The sequence below is a fragment of the Priestia koreensis genome (assembly GCF_022646885.1).
Lineage (GTDB): Bacteria > Bacillota > Bacilli > Bacillales > Bacillaceae_H > Bacillus_AG > Bacillus_AG koreensis_A.
This window is the reverse complement of the sequence record NZ_CP061868.1, coordinates 3,309,481-3,326,967: the sequence shown is the minus strand read 5'-3', so window position 1 is coordinate 3,326,967 and position 17,487 is coordinate 3,309,481. Positions and strand designations below refer to the sequence as shown.

Genomic DNA, 17,487 nt, shown 5'->3' with positions numbered 1-17,487 from the left:
CGATAGGCCATCATGAATAATGAAGGGTAGGTTTTCATAGAAAAATGAATGTCGAAAGAGGATTATTAATTGTGCTATCAGGTCCTTCAGGAGTTGGAAAAGGAACGGTACGTAAAGCACTTTTTTCAGAGGAGAACAACAATTTATACTATTCCATCTCAGCGACAACGAGAAAGCCGCGTGAAGGTGAAGTAGACGGCATCGATTACCTGTTCAAGGAACGTGAAGATTTTGAGAACATGATCGAAAACAACAAGCTTTTAGAATGGGCGGAATATGTAGGGAACTATTACGGAACGCCCGTAGACTACGTAGAAAAGTGTCTGTCTGAAGGTAAGGACGTTTTCCTTGAAATCGAAGTGCAGGGAGCGCTACAAGTGAAAAAAGCCTTCCCAGAAGGACTATTCATTTTCCTAGCACCACCAAGCCTTTCAGAGCTTAAAAGCCGCATTGTAAATCGCGGTACAGAGACGGAAGATCTTATTAACAACCGTATGCGCGTCGCGAAGGAAGAAATTGAACTTATGGACGCCTACGATTACGTAGTAGAAAACGACAAAGTAGAGAATGCATGCAGCCGCATCCGTTCTATTATTACGGCAGAGCACTGTCGCCGTGATCGTATTTCTGCTCGCTATAAAAAAATGTTGGAGGTTGAATAATCCATGTTATATCCATCTATCGATTCTTTAATGACAAAACTAGACTCTAAATACACGCTTGTAACAGTAGCTGCAAAACGTGCACGTCAATTACAAACAACTGAAAGTGTGTTAATTGACAACACGGTTTCCCACAAATTTGTAGGAAAAGCGCTGGAGGAAATTAACGCAGAAGCACTTCGCTACGAAACTCGTCAAGAAGACTAAGTAGCAGCGTGTGGAGCTGATAAACAAAGATGAAAAAAATAACAACCTGTTGAAGGTTGTTATTTTTTTCATCTTACCAATTTACAAGATGGGGGAAGAAGATCGTGAAGGGAAAACGCATTTTATTATGTGTAAGCGGTGGTATTGCTGTTTATAAAGCAGCAGCCTTAACTAGTAAATTAGTACAAGCAGGAGCGGAAGTGAAAGTAATGATGACAGAGTCTGCCCGCGAATTTGTCAGTCCATTAACGTTTCAGGCGTTGTCTAGAAATCCTGTATATACGGATACGTTCGATGAAAAAGATCCAGCGGTCATCGCACACATTGATTTAGCCGATTGGCCTGATTTAGTGCTCGTTGCACCAGCAACAGCGAACATGATCGGCAAGCTCGCAAATGGAATTGCGGACGATATGATTTCAACAACGCTACTTGCGACAACAGCTCCTGTATGGGTAGCACCAGCGATGAATGTGCACATGTATGATCATCCGGCTGTCATTCGTAATATTGATATTCTCTATTCGTTCGGCTATCAATTCGTTGAGCCAAGCGAGGGGTACTTAGCCTGTGGATATGTAGGAAAAGGACGCTTAGAAGAGCCGGAGAAAATCGTGGAAAATCTTCAACATTATTTTAACGACGCGCGTTCACTACCACTAAAAGGTAAGCACGTTTTAATTACGGCAGGCCCAACGCGTGAAAAAATTGATCCGGTTCGCTTCATGTCCAATCATTCAACAGGAAAAATGGGCTATGCTGTAGCTGAAGAGGCAGCACGACTTGGCGCTGCTGTGACGCTCGTATCAGGGCCGACAAATCTTCCTACGCCTCCTGGGGTAACCCGTATTAATGTGGAGAGCGCACAAGAAATGTTTGAAGCCGTCATGAACGTGTATCCAATGACAGATGTGGTTATTAAAACTGCGGCAGTTGCGGATTACCGACCAAAAGTCACCTATGATCAAAAAGTAAAGAAACAGCCAGGTGCTGTGTCTGTAGAGCTTGAAAGAACGACTGACATTCTTCGCACACTCGGTGAGCAGAAGGAGCATCAGCTGCTAGTAGGGTTTGCAGCAGAAACGAACAATGTAGACGAATATGCGATGAAAAAGCTTCGTGAGAAAAATCTTGATTTTGTTGTGGCCAACAACGTATCAACAGAAGGAGCGGGTTTTGGAACGGACACAAACATTGTGACGATCTATCAACGTGAGGCAGAACCAAAGTCACTACCTGTTTTATCAAAACATGAGGTAGCAAAGGAAATTCTCGACGAAGTGATTAAGGAGTTAAAGGAGCGTAGCCGATGAAATTTGCAAGTGTCATTGTGGATGTTGCAGCAAAACAGACAGACCGAGCGTTTGATTATTCCGTTCCAAGCAAATGGGAAGAAATGATTGCCCCAGGTATGAGGGTGATCGTTCCGTTCGGTCCGCGAAAAGTTCAGGGTTTTGTTATTGACGTCAAACATTCTACCGAAGTAAAGCGAACAAAACCAATTGAAGAGCTGCTTGATATTACGCCTGTGTTAACCGAAGAGTTATTAAACTTAGGGCATTGGCTGACGACACATACACTTTGCTACGCGATTTCGGCTTTTCAGGCGATGCTACCAGCCGCAATGAAAGCGAAATATGAGAAGGAAATTACGATGGCTCGTCATGTAGAGACGAAACAGCTCCATGAAGCTGTAAAGCCCTTCTTTGAAAAGGAATCATCTGTACTCTGGAAAGACGTTGAAAAGGGCGGTCTCACATCGCCCTTTTACCGGGATATTCAAAAAGGCTTGCTAGATGTTACGTATGTCGTAAAAAACCGCGGAAATAAAAAAACGTTAAAGGGTGTTCGTCCGCTGTTATCACCTCAAGAGCTGATGGACCTAGCTGATTCCCTTCCGAAGCAAGCGGAAAAGCAAAAAGACGTGCTCCGTTATTTTACAGAGAACACCGAAGAGATTTTCATGAAAGATCTGACGGATTTTCTGCAAACGACGCAGGCACCTGTTAAGGCTCTTGTGGAAAAGGGGGCGCTTGCAGAAGTGAACATGGAGATTTACCGCGATCCATATGAGAACCGAACGTTCACACCAAGCGAGCCGTTTCCATTAACAGATGAACAAACGAAGGTGATTTCCCCGATCCTGGCTCACATCGAGGAAGAGTTGCATCGCGTATTTCTTATGTACGGAGTGACAGGAAGCGGGAAAACGGAAGTGTATCTTCAGTCAATTGACCGCGTGCTGAAAAAAGGTCAAGAGGCGATCGTGCTTGTGCCGGAAATTTCGCTTACGCCGCAAATGGTGACCCGATTTAAAGAACGATTTGGGTCAAAGGTTGCCGTTTTGCACAGTGGATTATCAACAGGCGAGAAGTATGATGAGTGGCGCAAAATTCAGCGTCAGGAAGTATCCGTAGTGGTTGGCGCTCGCTCGGCGATTTTTGCACCGTTTACGAATTTAGGTATCATCATTATTGATGAAGAGCATGAAACAAGCTACAAGCAAGAGGAAAATCCTCGTTATCATGCACGAGATATTGCCATTTACCGGGGAGAGCAGCATAACTGTCCAATCATTCTTGGAAGTGCCACACCGACGCTTGAATCATTTGCTCGAGCGCAAAAAGGGGTCTATGAGCTGTTAACGTTGACGAAGCGAATGAATGACGCCTCACTGCCTCCTGTTGACATTATCGACATGAGAGAAGAACTTCGCGAGGGAAATCGCTCGATGTTTTCGCGGCTGCTGTTAGAAAAAATCGAAGACCGCTTGGCTAAAGGCGAGCAAATGGTATTATTTTTAAACAAGCGTGGTCATTCATCGTTTGTGATGTGTCGTGATTGTGGCTTTGTCCATTCGTGTCCGCACTGTGAAATTTCGCTAACGTATCATCGCTATCAGAACGTATTGAAATGTCATTACTGTGGTCATGAACAGCCAACGACGACGCTTTGTCCGGAGTGCAATAGCGATCATATCCGCTTTTTTGGAACCGGAACGCAGAAAGTGGAAGAGGAGCTGACAAAAGTTCTTCCGCAAGCAAAAGTGATTCGGATGGACGTGGATACAACGAGCCGTAAAGGGGCTCACGAAACGCTGCTAACAAAATTTGCGAATCAAGAAGCACAAATTTTGTTAGGAACACAAATGATTGCAAAAGGTCTCGATTTTCCTAACGTTACGCTTGTCGGGGTGCTATCGGCAGATACGATGCTTCATCTTCCTGATTTCCGGGCGTCTGAAAAAACGTTTCAGCTACTCACCCAAGTTAGCGGACGTGCAGGACGTCATACGCTACCAGGGGAAGTGGTCATTCAGACATACACACCGGAGCATTATAGCATCGAGCTTGCTAGTCAGCACGATTACGGTGCCTTTTATGAGCAGGAAATGCAAATCCGAAAGTTGCACAAATATCCTCCGTTCTTTTACTTAACGCTGGTTACGGTTTCGCACGAGAATTTGGCGAAGGTAGTGGACGTAACGGATAAGATCAGTCAATTCATGAGACAAAAATTATCGTCTCAAGCCGTCGTTTTAGGACCTGTTGCATCTCCGATTGCTAAGATAAAAGATAGATATCGCTATCAATGCATGATAAAATACAAGCTGGAACCAAGCCTCATACCGCTTTTACAGTTCGTAACGGAGCAGTATCAGGCTGATATTCAACAGCAAAATTTAACCATTACGATTGATTTACATCCGTATTCAATGATGTGATAAATTGCAATATGCGCAAGTTTTAGGAGGAAAAAAAGTGTCAAAGCTATCATTAGTTTATTATCCAGATGAGCGACTTGAGGCAGAGTGTGAGCCTGTCACAGTCTTTGATAGTAAGCTAACCAAATTATTAAACCAAATGTATGAACTAATGCTGGATTCAGATGGGGTTGGACTAGCTGCACCACAAGTGGGTGTATTAAAACAAGTGGCAGTAGTAGATGTAGATGATAAGCACGGTCGCATCGACCTTATTAATCCCGTTATCCTAGAAGAACGCGGTGAACAAGTAGGTCCTGAAGGCTGTCTAAGTTTTCCGGACCTTTTTGGTGAAGTAAAGCGACCAGAATTTGTGAAAGTTCGAGCGCAAAATCGCCGCGGTAAGCCATTTGTTATTGAAGCAAGAGGATTTTTAGCACGAGCACTCGTTCATGAAATAGATCATCTTCACGGCGTATTATTTACGACAAAAGTAGATCGTTATTATGAAGACGGCGAATTAGAAGGAGAGGAATAAACGATGAGCATTAATATCGTATTCATGGGAACACCGGATTTTTCCGTTCCCGTTTTACAACAATTACTACAAGATGGCTATAACGTATCGGCAGTTGTTACACAGCCAGATCGTCCGAAGGGCCGTAAAAAGATTTTAACACCGCCTCCTGTTAAAGTAGAGGCAGAAAAACATGGCATTCCGGTTCTGCAACCAGAAAAGATTCGTTTAGAGGAAGCATACAGCGAAGTGCTAGCCTATGAGCCAGACCTTATTGTCACGGCTGCTTTTGGGCAAATCCTTCCAAAAGCTATTTTGGATGCGCCACGCTTAGGGTGTATTAACGTTCATGCTTCATTGCTTCCTGAGCTTCGCGGAGGCGCGCCGATTCACTACTCTATTTTACAAGGAAAACCTAAAACAGGTGTAACCATTATGTATATGGTGGAAAAACTGGATGCAGGAGACATTTTAACGAAAGTAGAAGTGCCGATTGAAGAGCGTGATCATGTCGGTACACTTCACGATAAGTTAAGTGAAGCAGGAGCACAGCTTCTTTCTGAAACGATTCCAGCTTTATTAGAAGGAAAGCTAACGCCGATTAAGCAAAATGATGAAGAAGCTACCTTTGCTTCCAACATTAAACGCGAGCAGGAAAAAATTAATTGGAGCAAAACGGGCGAAGAAATTTATAATCATATTAGAGGACTTCATCCTTGGCCAGTTGCTTATACAACTTTAGAAGGACAAGTAATGAAAGTATGGTGGGGAGAAAAAGTCGCGTCGCCTTCTACAGAGCCTGCCGGTACCGTTACGGCGATTGAAAAAGATGGATTTGTTGTTTCAACAGGAAATGAAACGTCGATTAAAGTTACTGATCTGCAGCCAGCAGGTAAAAAACGCATGGATGCAGGCCAGTTTTTACGCGGTGGTCAGCTACAAGTAGGGACAAAGCTAGGAGAAGCGAATGAGTAAGTATAACGTTCGTGAAGTCGCTTTAGATATTTTGCTTTCCATTGAAAAGAATCAAGCGTTTAGTAACCTGTTGCTAAACAAGAGCATTGAAAAGCATGGCATTAAAGGAAAAGATACGGGACTATTAACGGAAATGGTTTACGGAACGATTCAACGTAAGCTCACGCTTGATTATTATTTAGAACCGTTTATTAAAAATCCGAAAAAACTTCAGGACTGGGTACGCGTACTTCTTCGCCTGTCGCTTTATCAAATGGTGTACCTCGATCGTATTCCTGAACGAGCGGTTTTTTACGAAGCGGTAGAAATTGCGAAAAAACGTGGTCATAAAGGCATTTCATCAATGGTCAACGGTGTGCTTCGTACTATTCAGCGTAATGGGTTAAAAAGCTTAGATGAAATAAAAAAACCGTTAGAGCGTATTTCCATTGAGACAAGCCACCCGCTATGGCTTGTTGAGAGATGGGCAGCGCAATATGGGGTTGAAAAAACCAAGGGAATATGTGAAGCTAATCTTCGGGCTCCAAAACAATCCCTTCGCGTAAATACATCTAAATTTACGAAGGAAGAAGTAAAAGCACAGCTTGCTGAAGAAGGAATTCAAGTAAAAGACGGATTGTTTCTTGAGGAAGCCCTTGAAACACAAAAAGGGAATGCGGTGTATACAGAAGCATTTAAACAGGGCATGTTCACTGTTCAAGACGAAAGCTCTATGCTTGTTGCTCACGCATTAAACGTGGAACCAAACGAAACAATTTTAGACAGCTGTGCGGCGCCTGGAGGAAAGTCGACGCATATTGCAGAACGTCTTCAACAGACGGGTCAAGTCGTTTCATTGGACATTCACGCTCATAAAGTTAAGCTAATTGAAGACCAAGCAAAACGTCTTGGGTTAGATAATATTGACACAAAGGTGTCAGATAGTCGTAAGGTGCAGGAATTGTTTAAAGATGAAACCTTCGATAGAATATTAGTAGATGCTCCTTGTACAGGATTTGGCGTAATGAAACGTAAGCCAGATGTGAAGTATACGAAAACGGAGCAGGATGTGAAACAATTAGCGCGCATCCAAGCGGATATTTTACGTGCTGTAGCACCACTTTTAAAAAAAGGTGGAACACTTGTATATAGCACTTGTACAATTGATCAAGATGAAAACCAAGAGGTTGTGTATCAATTTTTACAAGAACATGAGGATTTTCAGTTTGATACAACGTTCAAGGAGCGTATGCCGTCTGTGCTGCATCCACATGTGACGGAAAGTCAAATTCAATTACTCCCAGATGATTTTCAAAGCGATGGTTTTTATATTGCTAGTTTAAGAAAGAAGGTGTAGGAATGGAAAAAGTATTATCAGCTAAGAAAAAAAACAAAGAGCTTGATCGAAACCCTTCCATCTATTCTTACCAATTACACGAATTAGAGAATTGGTTAGTAGAAAATGGAGAAAAGAAATTCCGCGGAAAGCAAATTTATGATTGGTTATACACAAAACGTGTAACGTCATTTGAAGATATGAGCAACTTATCGAAGGAGCTGCGCGAAAAGCTAGCAGCACATTTCGTGCTTACAACGCTTGAAACAGCCGTTCAACAAACGTCTTCTGACGGAACGATGAAGTTTTTATTTGAACTTCATGATGGATATACGATTGAAACAGTTCTAATGCGCCATGAATACGGAAATTCTATTTGTGTAACAACACAAGTTGGTTGCCGCATCGGTTGTACGTTCTGTGCGTCGACTTTAGGTGGACTAAAACGAAACCTTGAAGCGGGAGAAATCGTTGCTCAAGTAGTAAAAGTACAAAAGGCACTAGATGAACAAGGAGAACGCGTGAGTCACGTCGTAATTATGGGGATAGGTGAACCATTCGACAACTATGATCACATGTTAGGGTTCCTTAAAATTATTAACTCTGATGAGGGCTTAAACATCGGTGCTCGTCATATTACGGTATCTACGAGTGGAATTATTCCTAAAATCTATGATTTTGCGGATGAGAACATGCAAATCAACTTTGCTATCTCTCTACATGCAGCGAATACAGAAACTCGTTCACGTTTAATGCCAATTAACCGTGCGTACAAACTGCCAGATTTAATGGAAGCTGTTCGTTATTATGTGAATAAAACGGGCCGCCGCATTAGCTTTGAGTACGGTTTATTTGGAGGCGTTAATGACCAAGTAGAGCACGCAGAAGAATTAGCGAAGCTTGTAAAAGGGATCAAATGCCACATTAACTTAATTCCAGTAAACTATGTACCAGAACGTGATTACGTACGCACGCCGCGCGAGCAAATCTTTGCGTTTGAACGCGTATTGAAAGATCGTGGTGTCAATGTGACGATTCGTCGCGAACAAGGTCATGATATCGATGCAGCTTGTGGTCAGCTACGCGCGAAGGAGCGTCAAGAAGAGACGAGGTGAAGCAAATGGGAGTAGTTTTTATGACCGACCGTGGGAAGGTTCGTCAGCATAACGAAGATTCTGGAGGGGTATTTGTTAATCGTTATGGTCAGTCTTTAGCTGTAGTGGCAGACGGCATGGGAGGACACCGTGCCGGTGATGTAGCAAGCAGCTTGGCCATAAAGGAATTAAAGCAATATTGGGAAGAAAGCGAAAAGCTTTCTTCTCCTGATGTTGCATCTAGGTGGATGAAGGAAAAAATTACACAAGTCAATCAACATTTGTTTCAATATTCACAAGAGCATGAAGAATGCCGTGGGATGGGAACAACGGTCGTAATGGCTGTTTGTACAGATTCCTTTTGTACAGTAGGCAATATTGGTGACAGCCGCTGTTATATTCTGAATGAGAACGGCTTTTCACAGCTAACAGAAGATCATTCACTCGTTAATGAACTCGTAAAAAGCGGGCAAATTTCACGAGAAGATGCGGAGCACCATCCGCGTAAAAACATTTTAATGCGGGCTCTTGGAACCGAAGAAAGAGTTTATGTGGATATTAAAACAATTGAAATTGAAGCTGAAGATCAATTGCTTCTTTGCTCAGATGGATTGTCAAATAAAGTGTCCACAGAGCAGTTAAAAGAAACGCTTGCCTCTTCCTTAACGCTAGAAGAAAAAGCAGCGTCTTTAATTCAACAGGCAAATGATTCAGGCGGGGAAGATAATATTACACTAGTAATTGTTGATTTCACAAATGGAAGTGGGTGAGTGTAATGCTAATTGGCAGACGATTGAATGACCGTTATAAGATTGTAAAAGTCATCGGTGGTGGAGGAATGGCGAACGTTTACCTTGCTCGAGATATTATTTTGGAGCGAGACGTAGCCATAAAAGTTCTGCGTCTAGATTTTTCAAACGATGAGTCTTTTATTAAGCGGTTTCATCGCGAAGCACAATCAGCGACCAGTATTGCACACCCAAATATTGTGAGTATTTATGATGTTGGGGAACAAGAAGATATTTATTATATCGTCATGGAATATGTACCAGGGCAAACATTAAAGCAATACATACAGCGGGAAGCGCCGGTCCCCATTGATACAGCCTTAAATATTATGGCACAGATTACAGAAGCCATTAATCATGCACATGAGTTTGGTATCGTTCATCGCGATATTAAACCGCAAAATATTTTAATTGATGACCACGGCACGGCAAAAGTGGCGGATTTCGGTATTGCGCTTGCGCTGAGCTCGACTACGATTACGCAAACAAGCTCTGTGCTTGGTTCTGTGCACTACCTATCACCTGAGCAAGCGCGCGGGGGAATGGCGAATAAGCGCTCTGATATTTATTCATTAGGTATTGTGCTGTTTGAACTACTAACGGGGCGCGTTCCATTTTCAGGAGAGTCAGCGGTCGCAATCGCACTCAAGCATCTGCAAACAGAAACACCTTCTCCAAAACGCTGGAATCCTTCTATTCCACAGAGCGTTGAAAATATTGTTCTAAAAGCAACTGCAAAAGATTCATTTTATCGTTATGAAACGGCTGCTGAAATGTTAGAAGATTTAAAATCAGCGCTATATCCGGAGCGTTTGAATGAGCAAAAATTTCGTATTCCCGTTGACGAGGATGCGACAAAAGCCATTCCGGTTATTAAAGATACCGTTATACAGGAGGAAAGCGATGAAACGATCGTTACGCCACCTAAAAAGGGTAAAAACGCAGAAAGTGTTTCAAAGACCCAACCGGTAAAAGAAAAAAAGCGAAAGAAAAAGAAAAAAAGCAGGCTCCTGCCGACGCTAATCATTTTGTTCGTTTTACTTATTGGAGCAGGGGTGGCAGCAGTTACGCTTGTTCCGTCCTTACTACTTCCAAAGGACATACAAGTTCCGAACTTAGCGGATACAGAGTATGAAGATGCAGTCAATCAGCTGAGCTCCCTCGGGTTTTCCGTAGGAGATCCAAAGCTCGTCACGGACGATAAGATTGAAGAAGGAAAGGTCGTACGAACGGACCCAGAAAGCGGCGAAGTTGCAAAAGAAGGCAGCAAAGTAACCATTTATCAAAGTACAGGAAAGAAAAAATTCACCATTGGTGACTATAAGGGGCGTGACATTGAAGGAATTAAGCCGCTATTGTCAGATTTCCGTTCAATGAAAACGTTCGAAGTTTCCGGTGAAGAAAGTCCTGGTACGATCATTGATCAAGATCCTCGTCCAGACGAAGAAGTTATTCCAGATGAAACGGATATCACCTTTTGGGTAAGCACGGGACCTCCAGAAATTCCGGTAAAAGATTTAATGGGATGGACGGAGAAGAGCGTTCGTGATTATGCAAACGATGTTGGGGCAAACTTAGATATTCAAAAAGAATATTCAAAGGACGAAGAAAAAGGTCTTGTCATTAAGCAGTCCCCTTCAAAAGGGACGAATATTCAAAAAGGCCAAACCATTCACGTGAAAATTTCGGAAGGTGAGAAGCCGAAGCCGCCGAAAAAAGTCACGGTAGACGTGACCATTCCGTACGAGACGGTGACGCCAGGAGAGCCACAGCAGGTCAAAATCTTTGTGGATGATAAAGATCACGATATGGATATGCCTGTCCAAGAATTTTCAATTACGGCTCCTATGACGAAAAAAATAGATTTAATTATTCCGCAAGGTGAAAAAGCTACGTATAGAATTATACGTGATGAACAAGTTATCGAAGAGAAACAAGTGGATTATCCAGAGCAATAGTAGCTATACAAGGAGTGAGTATATGCCAGAAGGCACAATTATTAAAGCGCTTAGTGGTTTTTACTACGTGCTTCATGATCATCAAGTAACACAATGCCGTGGAAGAGGCGTTTTCCGTAAAAAAAAGGTCACACCTCTTGTTGGAGATCATGTGGTGTTTCAAGCAGAAAATGAGCGCGAGGGCTATATTCTTGAAATTAAAGAACGACAAAATGAACTAGTACGACCGCCGATTGCAAACGTTGATCAAGCGCTCCTTGTGTTTTCCGCCATCGAGCCTGAATTTAGCACAACGTTGCTAGATCGTTTCCTCGTTCTCGTTGAATCAAATGATATTGAGCCCGTTATTTGTATTACGAAAATCGATCTTCTTTCAGATGAAAAAAGAGCCGAAATTGAGCAATTTGCGGCCGATTATGAGAAAATGGGCTATGACGTTTTGTTAACTTCTGCAGCGACATTAGACGGCGTAGAAAGTCTTTATGACTATCTAAATCATAAGGTGACGGTTATTGCCGGCCAGTCAGGGGTCGGAAAGTCATCCCTTTTAAATGCGATGAAGCCAGAATTAGAGCTGAAAACGAATGATATTTCGAGTGCTTTGGGACGAGGGAAGCATACGACAAGACACGTAGAACTTATCTTTGTTCAAGAAGGTTTAGTAGCGGATACACCAGGATTCAGCTCGCTTGAATTCATGGATCTCGAACTTGAAAACCTTCCATTTTGCTTCCCGGAAATGGCTCGTTTAAGTGAAGAATGTAAATTCCGAGGATGTATGCACCTTAAAGAGCCGAAATGTGCTGTCAAACAAGCCGTTGAAAGCGAAGAGATTCCCTCTTATCGCTATGAACACTATTTACAATTTGTTGAAGAAATAAAGCAAAGAAAGCCGAGGTATTAAATTATGATAAAAATCGCACCTTCCATATTATCTGCCAATTTTGCCAATCTAGCTGCTGAAATCAAAGATGTTGAAGCAGGGGGTGCTGACTATATCCATGTTGACGTAATGGATGGTCATTTTGTACCGAATCTGACGATTGGCCCATTAATTGTTGAAGCAATTCGTCCAACAACGAGTTTACCATTAGATGTTCACCTCATGATGGAGAACCCTGATCAATACATTCCAACCTTTGCAAAGGCTGGTGCTGATATTATTACGGTTCACGCAGAAGCTTGTCCGCACCTTCACCGTACGATTCAGCTCATTAAGGAGCACGGTGTGAAGGCTGGTGTAGCACTAAATCCTGCTACACCTATTGATCAGGTTAAGCATATTTTAGAAGACATTGATCTTGTACTTCTTATGACGGTGAACCCTGGATTTGGAGGACAAAAGTTCATTAAGAGCGTGCTGCCAAAAATTGAACAAATTTCGCAACTGATTCAAATTCGTCATCTTTCAATTGATGTAGAAGTTGATGGAGGCGTGAATGAAGAAACGGCTCGACTATGCGTAGAAGCGGGCGCTAATGTGCTCGTAGCTGGTTCAGCGATCTATGATAAAGAAGATCGAGGAGCTGCTATTAAAGCCATTCGTTCAACGCTATAAAAGAACAAATAATGAGGGAGAAGGATAATAAGAAGCGCACCCGCTTTTTGTTATCCTTTTTTTGCAGAATGATAAAAGAAAGAAGGACAAATCATGATTATTAATTTATTGGCAGGAGGACCACAGGAGCTGGTTCCATCTCTTTCAGATGCCAAATGGACGTGTGATAAATGGGTTGGCATTGATCGAGGAGTATTTCACTTATTGAACGAGGGCATTAGACCAGTGAAGGCGTTTGGCGATTTTGATTCAGTATCACAGGAGGAGCTTCATTATATTCAGCAGCAGCTGAGCGAACTGGAAGTTTATCCAGCTGAGAAGGATAAAACCGATCTAGAGCTTGCTCTAGAATGGGCGATGGATCAAAACCCGACATGCATACGGATTTTTGGAGGGACAGGGGGACGTATGGACCATGGCTATGCGACTATTCAGCTGTTGTACCGAGCACTTTTAAAGGGGATTGCAAGCGAAATAGTAGATCAAACAAACATTATTTCAATGCACGAGGCAGGGCGTTACACGCTTCAACGAAACGAGGATTATCAATACGTATCATTTTTGCCATTTTCTGATACGGTGGAGAATATCACGCTTGTGGACTTTAAATACCCTCTGACAAATCAAACGATCAAGTGGGGATCGACTCTTTGCGTAAGTAATGAACTTCTTCATGAAACGGGTACTTTTTCGTTTACTAAAGGCATATTAATGATGATAAGAAGTAATGATTAAGCACGACCTACGTTTACTTCAAGGTACTAATTTTACAAACATCGAATATGCTGATAAATGATGAAAGCGGAGAGATGATTAGGAGGGAAAGTATGAAATTCTATACAATTAAACTTCCAAAGTTCTTGGGTGGTATCGTAAGAGCAATGCTGAATACGCTAAAAAAAGATTAAAAAAGAAGCACCATGCGGACATGGTGCTTTTTTTATATGCTTATACGCGTTCAACTTTACCAGACTTAAGAGCGCGAGCAGATACGTATACACGTTTAGGTTTACCGTCAACTAAAATACGTACTTTTTGAACGTTTGCACCCCATTTACGCTTGTTAGCGTTCATAGCGTGTGAACGTGCATTACCTGAACTAGTTTTTTTACCAGTGATTACACATTTACGTGCCATTATTAATTCCCTCCTCACTCACAAGAAACTAAATGACTTCTACTGTCGAGAAATACTATACTAATTTATCACACGCTGAGTATTAATGCAATAGGAGTTTGCAATGCTTTCAAGAAATTTCCCTTGACATATAAATGAATCCATTGTTGTATAATAAGAGAACCTCCCATGTTAGCAATCTGAATGTGCTTTCAAAAAGTATGGTCTTATAGTAAAATGTGAGTAACCTATGAATATGGAAAGGGGAAAGTGTATGTCCATCGAAATGAAAAATCAATACGGTCAGATTGATATTGCAACAGATGTGGTTGCTACTATAGCAGGAGGAGCAGCAATTGACTGCTACGGTATAGTAGGAATGGCGTCCAAAAATCAAATTAAAGACGGTATTACAGAAATTCTTCGAAAAGAAAACTTTACTCGTGGGATCATCGTTCGCCAAGAGGAAGATGACGTACACATTGATATGTACATCATCGTAAGCTATGGTACGAAAATTTCCGAGATTGCACATAACGTTCAAACGAAAGTTAAGTATACATTAGAACAAACGGTAGGACTAACTGTAGACTCAGTCAATATATACGTGCAGGGTGTTCGCGTCACGAACTTGTAGTAAGGAGGAAGATTTGTGTCAATTACAGTATTAGATGGAAAGCGTTTGAGGGAAATGATTATTCAAGGTGCGCAGCACTTAACGAATAATGCCCAAATGGTAGACGCTCTCAACGTATTTCCAGTTCCAGACGGTGATACGGGAACAAATATGAACTTATCGATTACTTCTGGTGCTAAAGAAGTTAAAAATAACCCTTCAGATCATGCTGGGAAAGTTGCGCAGTCGCTTGCAAAAGGTTTACTAATGGGAGCGCGCGGTAACTCAGGTGTTATTCTGTCTCAGCTTTTCAGAGGATTCGCAAAAAAGATTGAATCAAAAGCGACAATTACAGCTGCTGATTTTGCCGAGGGTCTTGAAGCAGGTGTTGAAACAGCTTATAAAGCAGTAATGAAACCTGTAGAAGGAACAATTTTAACGGTAGCTAAAGATGCTGCTAAGCACGCCGCAGCAGTTGCAAAGCAAGAACGCGATATTATCGCCCTTTTAGAAGAAACGTTAAAAGAAGCGAAGGCTTCCTTAAACCGTACGCCAGATCTACTTCCTGTACTAAAAGAAGTAGGAGTAGTAGATAGCGGTGGACAAGGTCTCGTTATTATTTACGAAGGGTTCCTTGCTGAACTTAAAGGTGAAAAGCTTCCTGGTGTTACGATTGCTGCTCCTTCATTGGACGAGCTTGTTAACGCAGAGCATCATAAAAGTGCCCAAAGTCATATGAGCACAGAAGATATTGAGTTTGGTTATTGCACGGAGTTTATGGTGAAGTTAGAAGCTGACAATACAGCAAAAACTTCTTTCTCTGAGGAAGCATTCCGTAATGAGTTGAGCAAAAAAGGTGACTCATTGCTTGTGGTGTCTGATGAAGAGATCGTAAAAGTACATATTCACGCTGAATATCCAGGTGAAGTGCTTACGTATGCTCAAACATTTGGTAGCTTAATCAACATGAAAATTGAAAACATGCGCGAACAGCACAGCAGCATCGTATCACACGATGAACCAAGTATGCCAAGTGCTCCAGCAAAAGCACAGGCAAAATCAAAATATGGCATTATTTCCGTTACGATGGGTTCAGGTATTGCAGACCTCTTCAAAAGCATCGGTGCATCCGTTGTAATTGAAGGTGGACAAACAATGAATCCGAGCACGGAGGATATCGTAAAAGCGATTGAAGAAGCAAATGCAGAAACGGTCATCATTCTGCCAAACAACAGCAACATCGTGATGGCAGCTCGCCAGGCAGCAGATGTGGTCGATCAAACGGTACTAGTTATCCCATCTAAAACGGTTCCTCAAGGAATGTCTGCTATTCTAGCGTTTAATCCTGATGTGGACGTAGAAGCGAATGAAGCAGCTATGACAGAAGCGCTCAGTCATGTAAAGACAGGGCAAATTACGTATGCTGTACGCGATACGAGCATCGACGGTCTAGAATTAAACAAAGGCGATTTTATGGGAATCGCGGATGGCAAAATCTCTGTAAAAGACAAAAATCAATTAGAAGCGGCAAAAAAGCTAGTTGATCATTTAATCGATGAAGATGCAGAGATTGTGACGATTCTACAAGGAGAGGACGCATCTGATGAAGAAACAGCATCACTTGTTGAATTCATTGAGTCCTCTTTCGAAGATGTAGAAGTAGAAGTTCATAGCGGTGAACAGCCACTATACGCATATATTTTTGCGATTGAATAATACACGGTAAGTCCCGACCGAATATGGTCGGGACTTTTTTGTCATGTATACGCGAGTTAATCGTGAAAAGGCATACAATTGGCTTGAAAAATCAAAAAATATAGTATTTTTAGACTAAAAACCGAATTATGAACCGAAAATTCTTTTAAAAATGTTCGTTTAATGATAATTTTGAACGGTGGGAGAAGCTTCTAGAGTGTAAAAACATCAGAAGAGGAGAGAGACTACGTGGACATTTTAAAAGGAACTGTATTACTATTAGTCGTTCTATGTCTATTTTCGTTATTTAGCTACAAAGCTCCACATGGGATGAAAGCGATGGGCGCTTTGGCAAACGCAGCTGTTGCCGCTTTTTTAGTCGAAGCGTTTCAGCACTATGTAGGCGGAGATTTGCTAGGAATTAAATTTCTAGGTGAAGTTGGGACCGCAGCAGGAGGAATGGGAGGCGTTGCGGCCGCAGCTCTCGTGGCACTCGCGCTTGGCGTTTCACCAGTTTATTCGCTCATGATTGGAGTCGCATGTAGTGGACTGGGGTTATTACCTGGGTTTGTCGCTGGTTATTTAGTCGCTTATTTATCAAAATGGGTGGAAAACAAATTCCCAGCAGGATTGGATTTACTTGGAAACGTGCTTATCATTGCACCAATTGCCCGTTTGATTGCGGTAGGAGTAGATCCGGTTGTCAACGCGACGCTCTTAAACATTGGCGGTGTGATTAAGCAAACGGCAACGAGTAGCCCAGTTGTCATGGGGATCATCTTGGGTGGCGTCATTACCGTTGTGGCAACCGCTCCGCTCAGTTCAATGGCCTTGACGGCTATGTTAGGATTAACAGGCTTGCCGATGGCTATTGGGGCTTTAGCAGTGATGGGATCTTCATTTATGAATTACGTGCTGTTTGATCGCATGAAATTCGGGGATCGCCGTACCACTATTTCAGTAGCGATTGAACCACTTACTCAGTCAGATATTATTTCAGCTAACCCTATTCCAGTCTATGTGACCAATTTCGTAGGTGGAGCGGCAGCAGGAGTCGTTGTATCCTTATTCGGATTAGTTAACAACGCTGCTGGAACCGCAACACCAATCGCTGGATTAGCCGTTATGTACGGCTTCAATGATCCCATTCGCGTGACCATTTGCGCTGCTCTCTGTGCGATCGTCAGTGCACTTGTTGGATACATAGGATCGATCGTATTCAAAAACTACAACATTAAAACCGTCGCAGAAATTCGCGGCGATGCGAAACAAGCTGCCTAATC

The 17,487-nt window shown here is 42.3% G+C and carries 18 protein-coding genes; 17 read left to right on the top strand and 1 reads right to left on the bottom strand.

What is annotated here, in order from left to right; genetic code table 11:
• The first annotated feature begins 44 nt into the window (after positions 1-44).
• The 14 genes from gmk (at position 45) to spoVM (ending at position 13,685) form a co-directional block, all read left to right on the top strand.
• The gene (gene gmk / locus IE339_RS17490) at positions 45-662 is read left to right on the top strand and encodes a guanylate kinase (protein WP_242169607.1); all 618 of its coding nucleotides are present in this window, start codon (positions 45-47) and stop codon (positions 660-662) included.
• Between the two features lie 3 nt (positions 663-665).
• Positions 666-869, top strand: a complete 204-nt coding sequence (rpoZ, locus tag IE339_RS17485) for a DNA-directed RNA polymerase subunit omega (protein ID WP_053403335.1) — start codon at positions 666-668, stop codon at positions 867-869.
• 101 nt (positions 870-970) lie between these two features.
• Positions 971-2,182 carry a bifunctional phosphopantothenoylcysteine decarboxylase/phosphopantothenate--cysteine ligase CoaBC gene (gene coaBC / locus IE339_RS17480; protein WP_242176229.1) on the top strand — a complete coding sequence of 404 codons (1,212 nt, stop codon included), beginning with the start codon at positions 971-973 and terminating at the stop codon, positions 2,180-2,182.
• Entirely contained in the window at positions 2,179-4,593 is a 2,415-nt protein-coding gene (gene priA / locus IE339_RS17475) for a primosomal protein N' (protein ID WP_242169604.1), read from the top strand. Before coaBC ends, priA begins: the two co-directional genes overlap by 4 nt.
• Before the next feature lie 37 nt (positions 4,594-4,630).
• The gene (gene def / locus IE339_RS17470) at positions 4,631-5,110 is read left to right on the top strand and encodes a peptide deformylase (RefSeq protein ID WP_242169602.1); all 480 of its coding nucleotides are present in this window, start codon (positions 4,631-4,633) and stop codon (positions 5,108-5,110) included.
• Between the two features lie 3 nt (positions 5,111-5,113).
• The gene (fmt, locus tag IE339_RS17465; RefSeq protein WP_242169600.1) at positions 5,114-6,064 is read left to right on the top strand and encodes a methionyl-tRNA formyltransferase; all 951 of its coding nucleotides are present in this window, start codon (positions 5,114-5,116) and stop codon (positions 6,062-6,064) included.
• The gene (rsmB, locus tag IE339_RS17460; protein WP_242169598.1) at positions 6,057-7,400 is read left to right on the top strand and encodes a 16S rRNA (cytosine(967)-C(5))-methyltransferase RsmB; all 1,344 of its coding nucleotides are present in this window, start codon (positions 6,057-6,059) and stop codon (positions 7,398-7,400) included. The genes fmt and rsmB overlap by 8 nt, the downstream gene beginning before the upstream one ends.
• 2 nt (positions 7,401-7,402) lie before the next feature.
• Complete coding sequence (gene rlmN / locus IE339_RS17455; protein WP_242169596.1) at positions 7,403-8,494, top strand: dual-specificity RNA methyltransferase RlmN; 1,092 nt, start codon at positions 7,403-7,405, stop codon at positions 8,492-8,494.
• A gap of 5 nt (positions 8,495-8,499) precedes the next feature.
• Entirely contained in the window at positions 8,500-9,243 is a 744-nt protein-coding gene (locus IE339_RS17450; protein ID WP_053403329.1) for a Stp1/IreP family PP2C-type Ser/Thr phosphatase, read from the top strand.
• Between the two features lie 5 nt (positions 9,244-9,248).
• Positions 9,249-11,219 (top strand): Stk1 family PASTA domain-containing Ser/Thr kinase, encoded by a 1,971-nt coding sequence (gene pknB / locus IE339_RS17445; RefSeq protein WP_242169594.1) that lies wholly within the window; start codon positions 9,249-9,251, stop codon positions 11,217-11,219.
• Positions 11,220-11,241: 22 nt separating this feature from the next.
• Positions 11,242-12,123 carry a ribosome small subunit-dependent GTPase A gene (rsgA, locus tag IE339_RS17440; protein WP_242169592.1) on the top strand — a complete coding sequence of 294 codons (882 nt, stop codon included), beginning with the start codon at positions 11,242-11,244 and terminating at the stop codon, positions 12,121-12,123.
• A gap of 3 nt (positions 12,124-12,126) precedes the next feature.
• Positions 12,127-12,777, top strand: a complete 651-nt coding sequence (gene rpe / locus IE339_RS17435) for a ribulose-phosphate 3-epimerase (protein WP_242169590.1) — start codon at positions 12,127-12,129, stop codon at positions 12,775-12,777.
• A 93-nt stretch (positions 12,778-12,870) separates the two neighbouring features.
• Positions 12,871-13,512 carry a thiamine diphosphokinase gene (locus tag IE339_RS17430; protein WP_242169588.1) on the top strand — a complete coding sequence of 214 codons (642 nt, stop codon included), beginning with the start codon at positions 12,871-12,873 and terminating at the stop codon, positions 13,510-13,512.
• A 92-nt stretch (positions 13,513-13,604) separates the two neighbouring features.
• Complete coding sequence (gene spoVM / locus IE339_RS17425) at positions 13,605-13,685, top strand: stage V sporulation protein SpoVM (RefSeq protein WP_053403324.1); 81 nt, start codon at positions 13,605-13,607, stop codon at positions 13,683-13,685.
• 40 nt (positions 13,686-13,725) lie between these two features.
• Here the strand turns inward: spoVM and rpmB are convergent, their stop codons facing one another.
• A complete protein-coding gene (rpmB, locus tag IE339_RS17420) occupies positions 13,726-13,914 on the bottom strand; it encodes a 50S ribosomal protein L28 (protein WP_053403323.1) in 189 nt (62 codons plus the stop codon).
• Between the two features lie 253 nt (positions 13,915-14,167).
• On the opposite strand from rpmB, the gene IE339_RS17415 reads away from it, so the two are divergent.
• The 3 genes from IE339_RS17415 (at position 14,168) to IE339_RS17405 (ending at position 17,485) form a co-directional block, all read left to right on the top strand.
• Complete coding sequence (locus IE339_RS17415; RefSeq protein WP_053403322.1) at positions 14,168-14,530, top strand: Asp23/Gls24 family envelope stress response protein; 363 nt, start codon at positions 14,168-14,170, stop codon at positions 14,528-14,530.
• A gap of 15 nt (positions 14,531-14,545) precedes the next feature.
• Positions 14,546-16,225: a DAK2 domain-containing protein gene (locus tag IE339_RS17410; RefSeq protein WP_242169586.1), complete on the top strand. Its 1,680-nt coding sequence runs from the start codon at positions 14,546-14,548 to the stop codon at positions 16,223-16,225.
• Positions 16,226-16,453: 228 nt separating this feature from the next.
• Positions 16,454-17,485: a PTS sugar transporter subunit IIC gene (locus IE339_RS17405; RefSeq protein ID WP_053403320.1), complete on the top strand. Its 1,032-nt coding sequence runs from the start codon at positions 16,454-16,456 to the stop codon at positions 17,483-17,485.
• Positions 17,486-17,487 lie beyond the last annotated feature (2 nt).

Bases quoted from the DNA above. Each gene is read 5' to 3' on its own strand.
- fmt (WP_242169600.1), top strand. From the start codon at position 5,114: ATGAGCATTAATATCGTATTCATGGGAACACCGGATTTTTCCGTTCCC.
- rsgA (WP_242169592.1), top strand. From the start codon at position 11,242: ATGCCAGAAGGCACAATTATTAAAGCGCTTAGTGGTTTTTACTACGTG.
- IE339_RS17415 (WP_053403322.1), top strand. From the start codon at position 14,168: ATGTCCATCGAAATGAAAAATCAATACGGTCAGATTGATATTGCAACA.
- spoVM (WP_053403324.1), top strand. From the start codon at position 13,605: ATGAAATTCTATACAATTAAACTTCCAAAGTTCTTGGGTGGTATCGTA.
- IE339_RS17430 (WP_242169588.1), top strand. From the start codon at position 12,871: ATGATTATTAATTTATTGGCAGGAGGACCACAGGAGCTGGTTCCATCT.
- rpmB (WP_053403323.1), bottom strand. From the start codon at position 13,914: ATGGCACGTAAATGTGTAATCACTGGTAAAAAAACTAGTTCAGGTAAT.
- rlmN (WP_242169596.1), top strand. From the start codon at position 7,403: ATGGAAAAAGTATTATCAGCTAAGAAAAAAAACAAAGAGCTTGATCGA.
- rpe (WP_242169590.1), top strand. From the start codon at position 12,127: ATGATAAAAATCGCACCTTCCATATTATCTGCCAATTTTGCCAATCTA.
- pknB (WP_242169594.1), top strand. From the start codon at position 9,249: ATGCTAATTGGCAGACGATTGAATGACCGTTATAAGATTGTAAAAGTC.
- priA (WP_242169604.1), top strand. From the start codon at position 2,179: ATGAAATTTGCAAGTGTCATTGTGGATGTTGCAGCAAAACAGACAGAC.
- IE339_RS17450 (WP_053403329.1), top strand. From the start codon at position 8,500: ATGGGAGTAGTTTTTATGACCGACCGTGGGAAGGTTCGTCAGCATAAC.
- rpoZ (WP_053403335.1), top strand. From the start codon at position 666: ATGTTATATCCATCTATCGATTCTTTAATGACAAAACTAGACTCTAAA.
- gmk (WP_242169607.1), top strand. From the start codon at position 45: ATGAATGTCGAAAGAGGATTATTAATTGTGCTATCAGGTCCTTCAGGA.
- rsmB (WP_242169598.1), top strand. From the start codon at position 6,057: ATGAGTAAGTATAACGTTCGTGAAGTCGCTTTAGATATTTTGCTTTCC.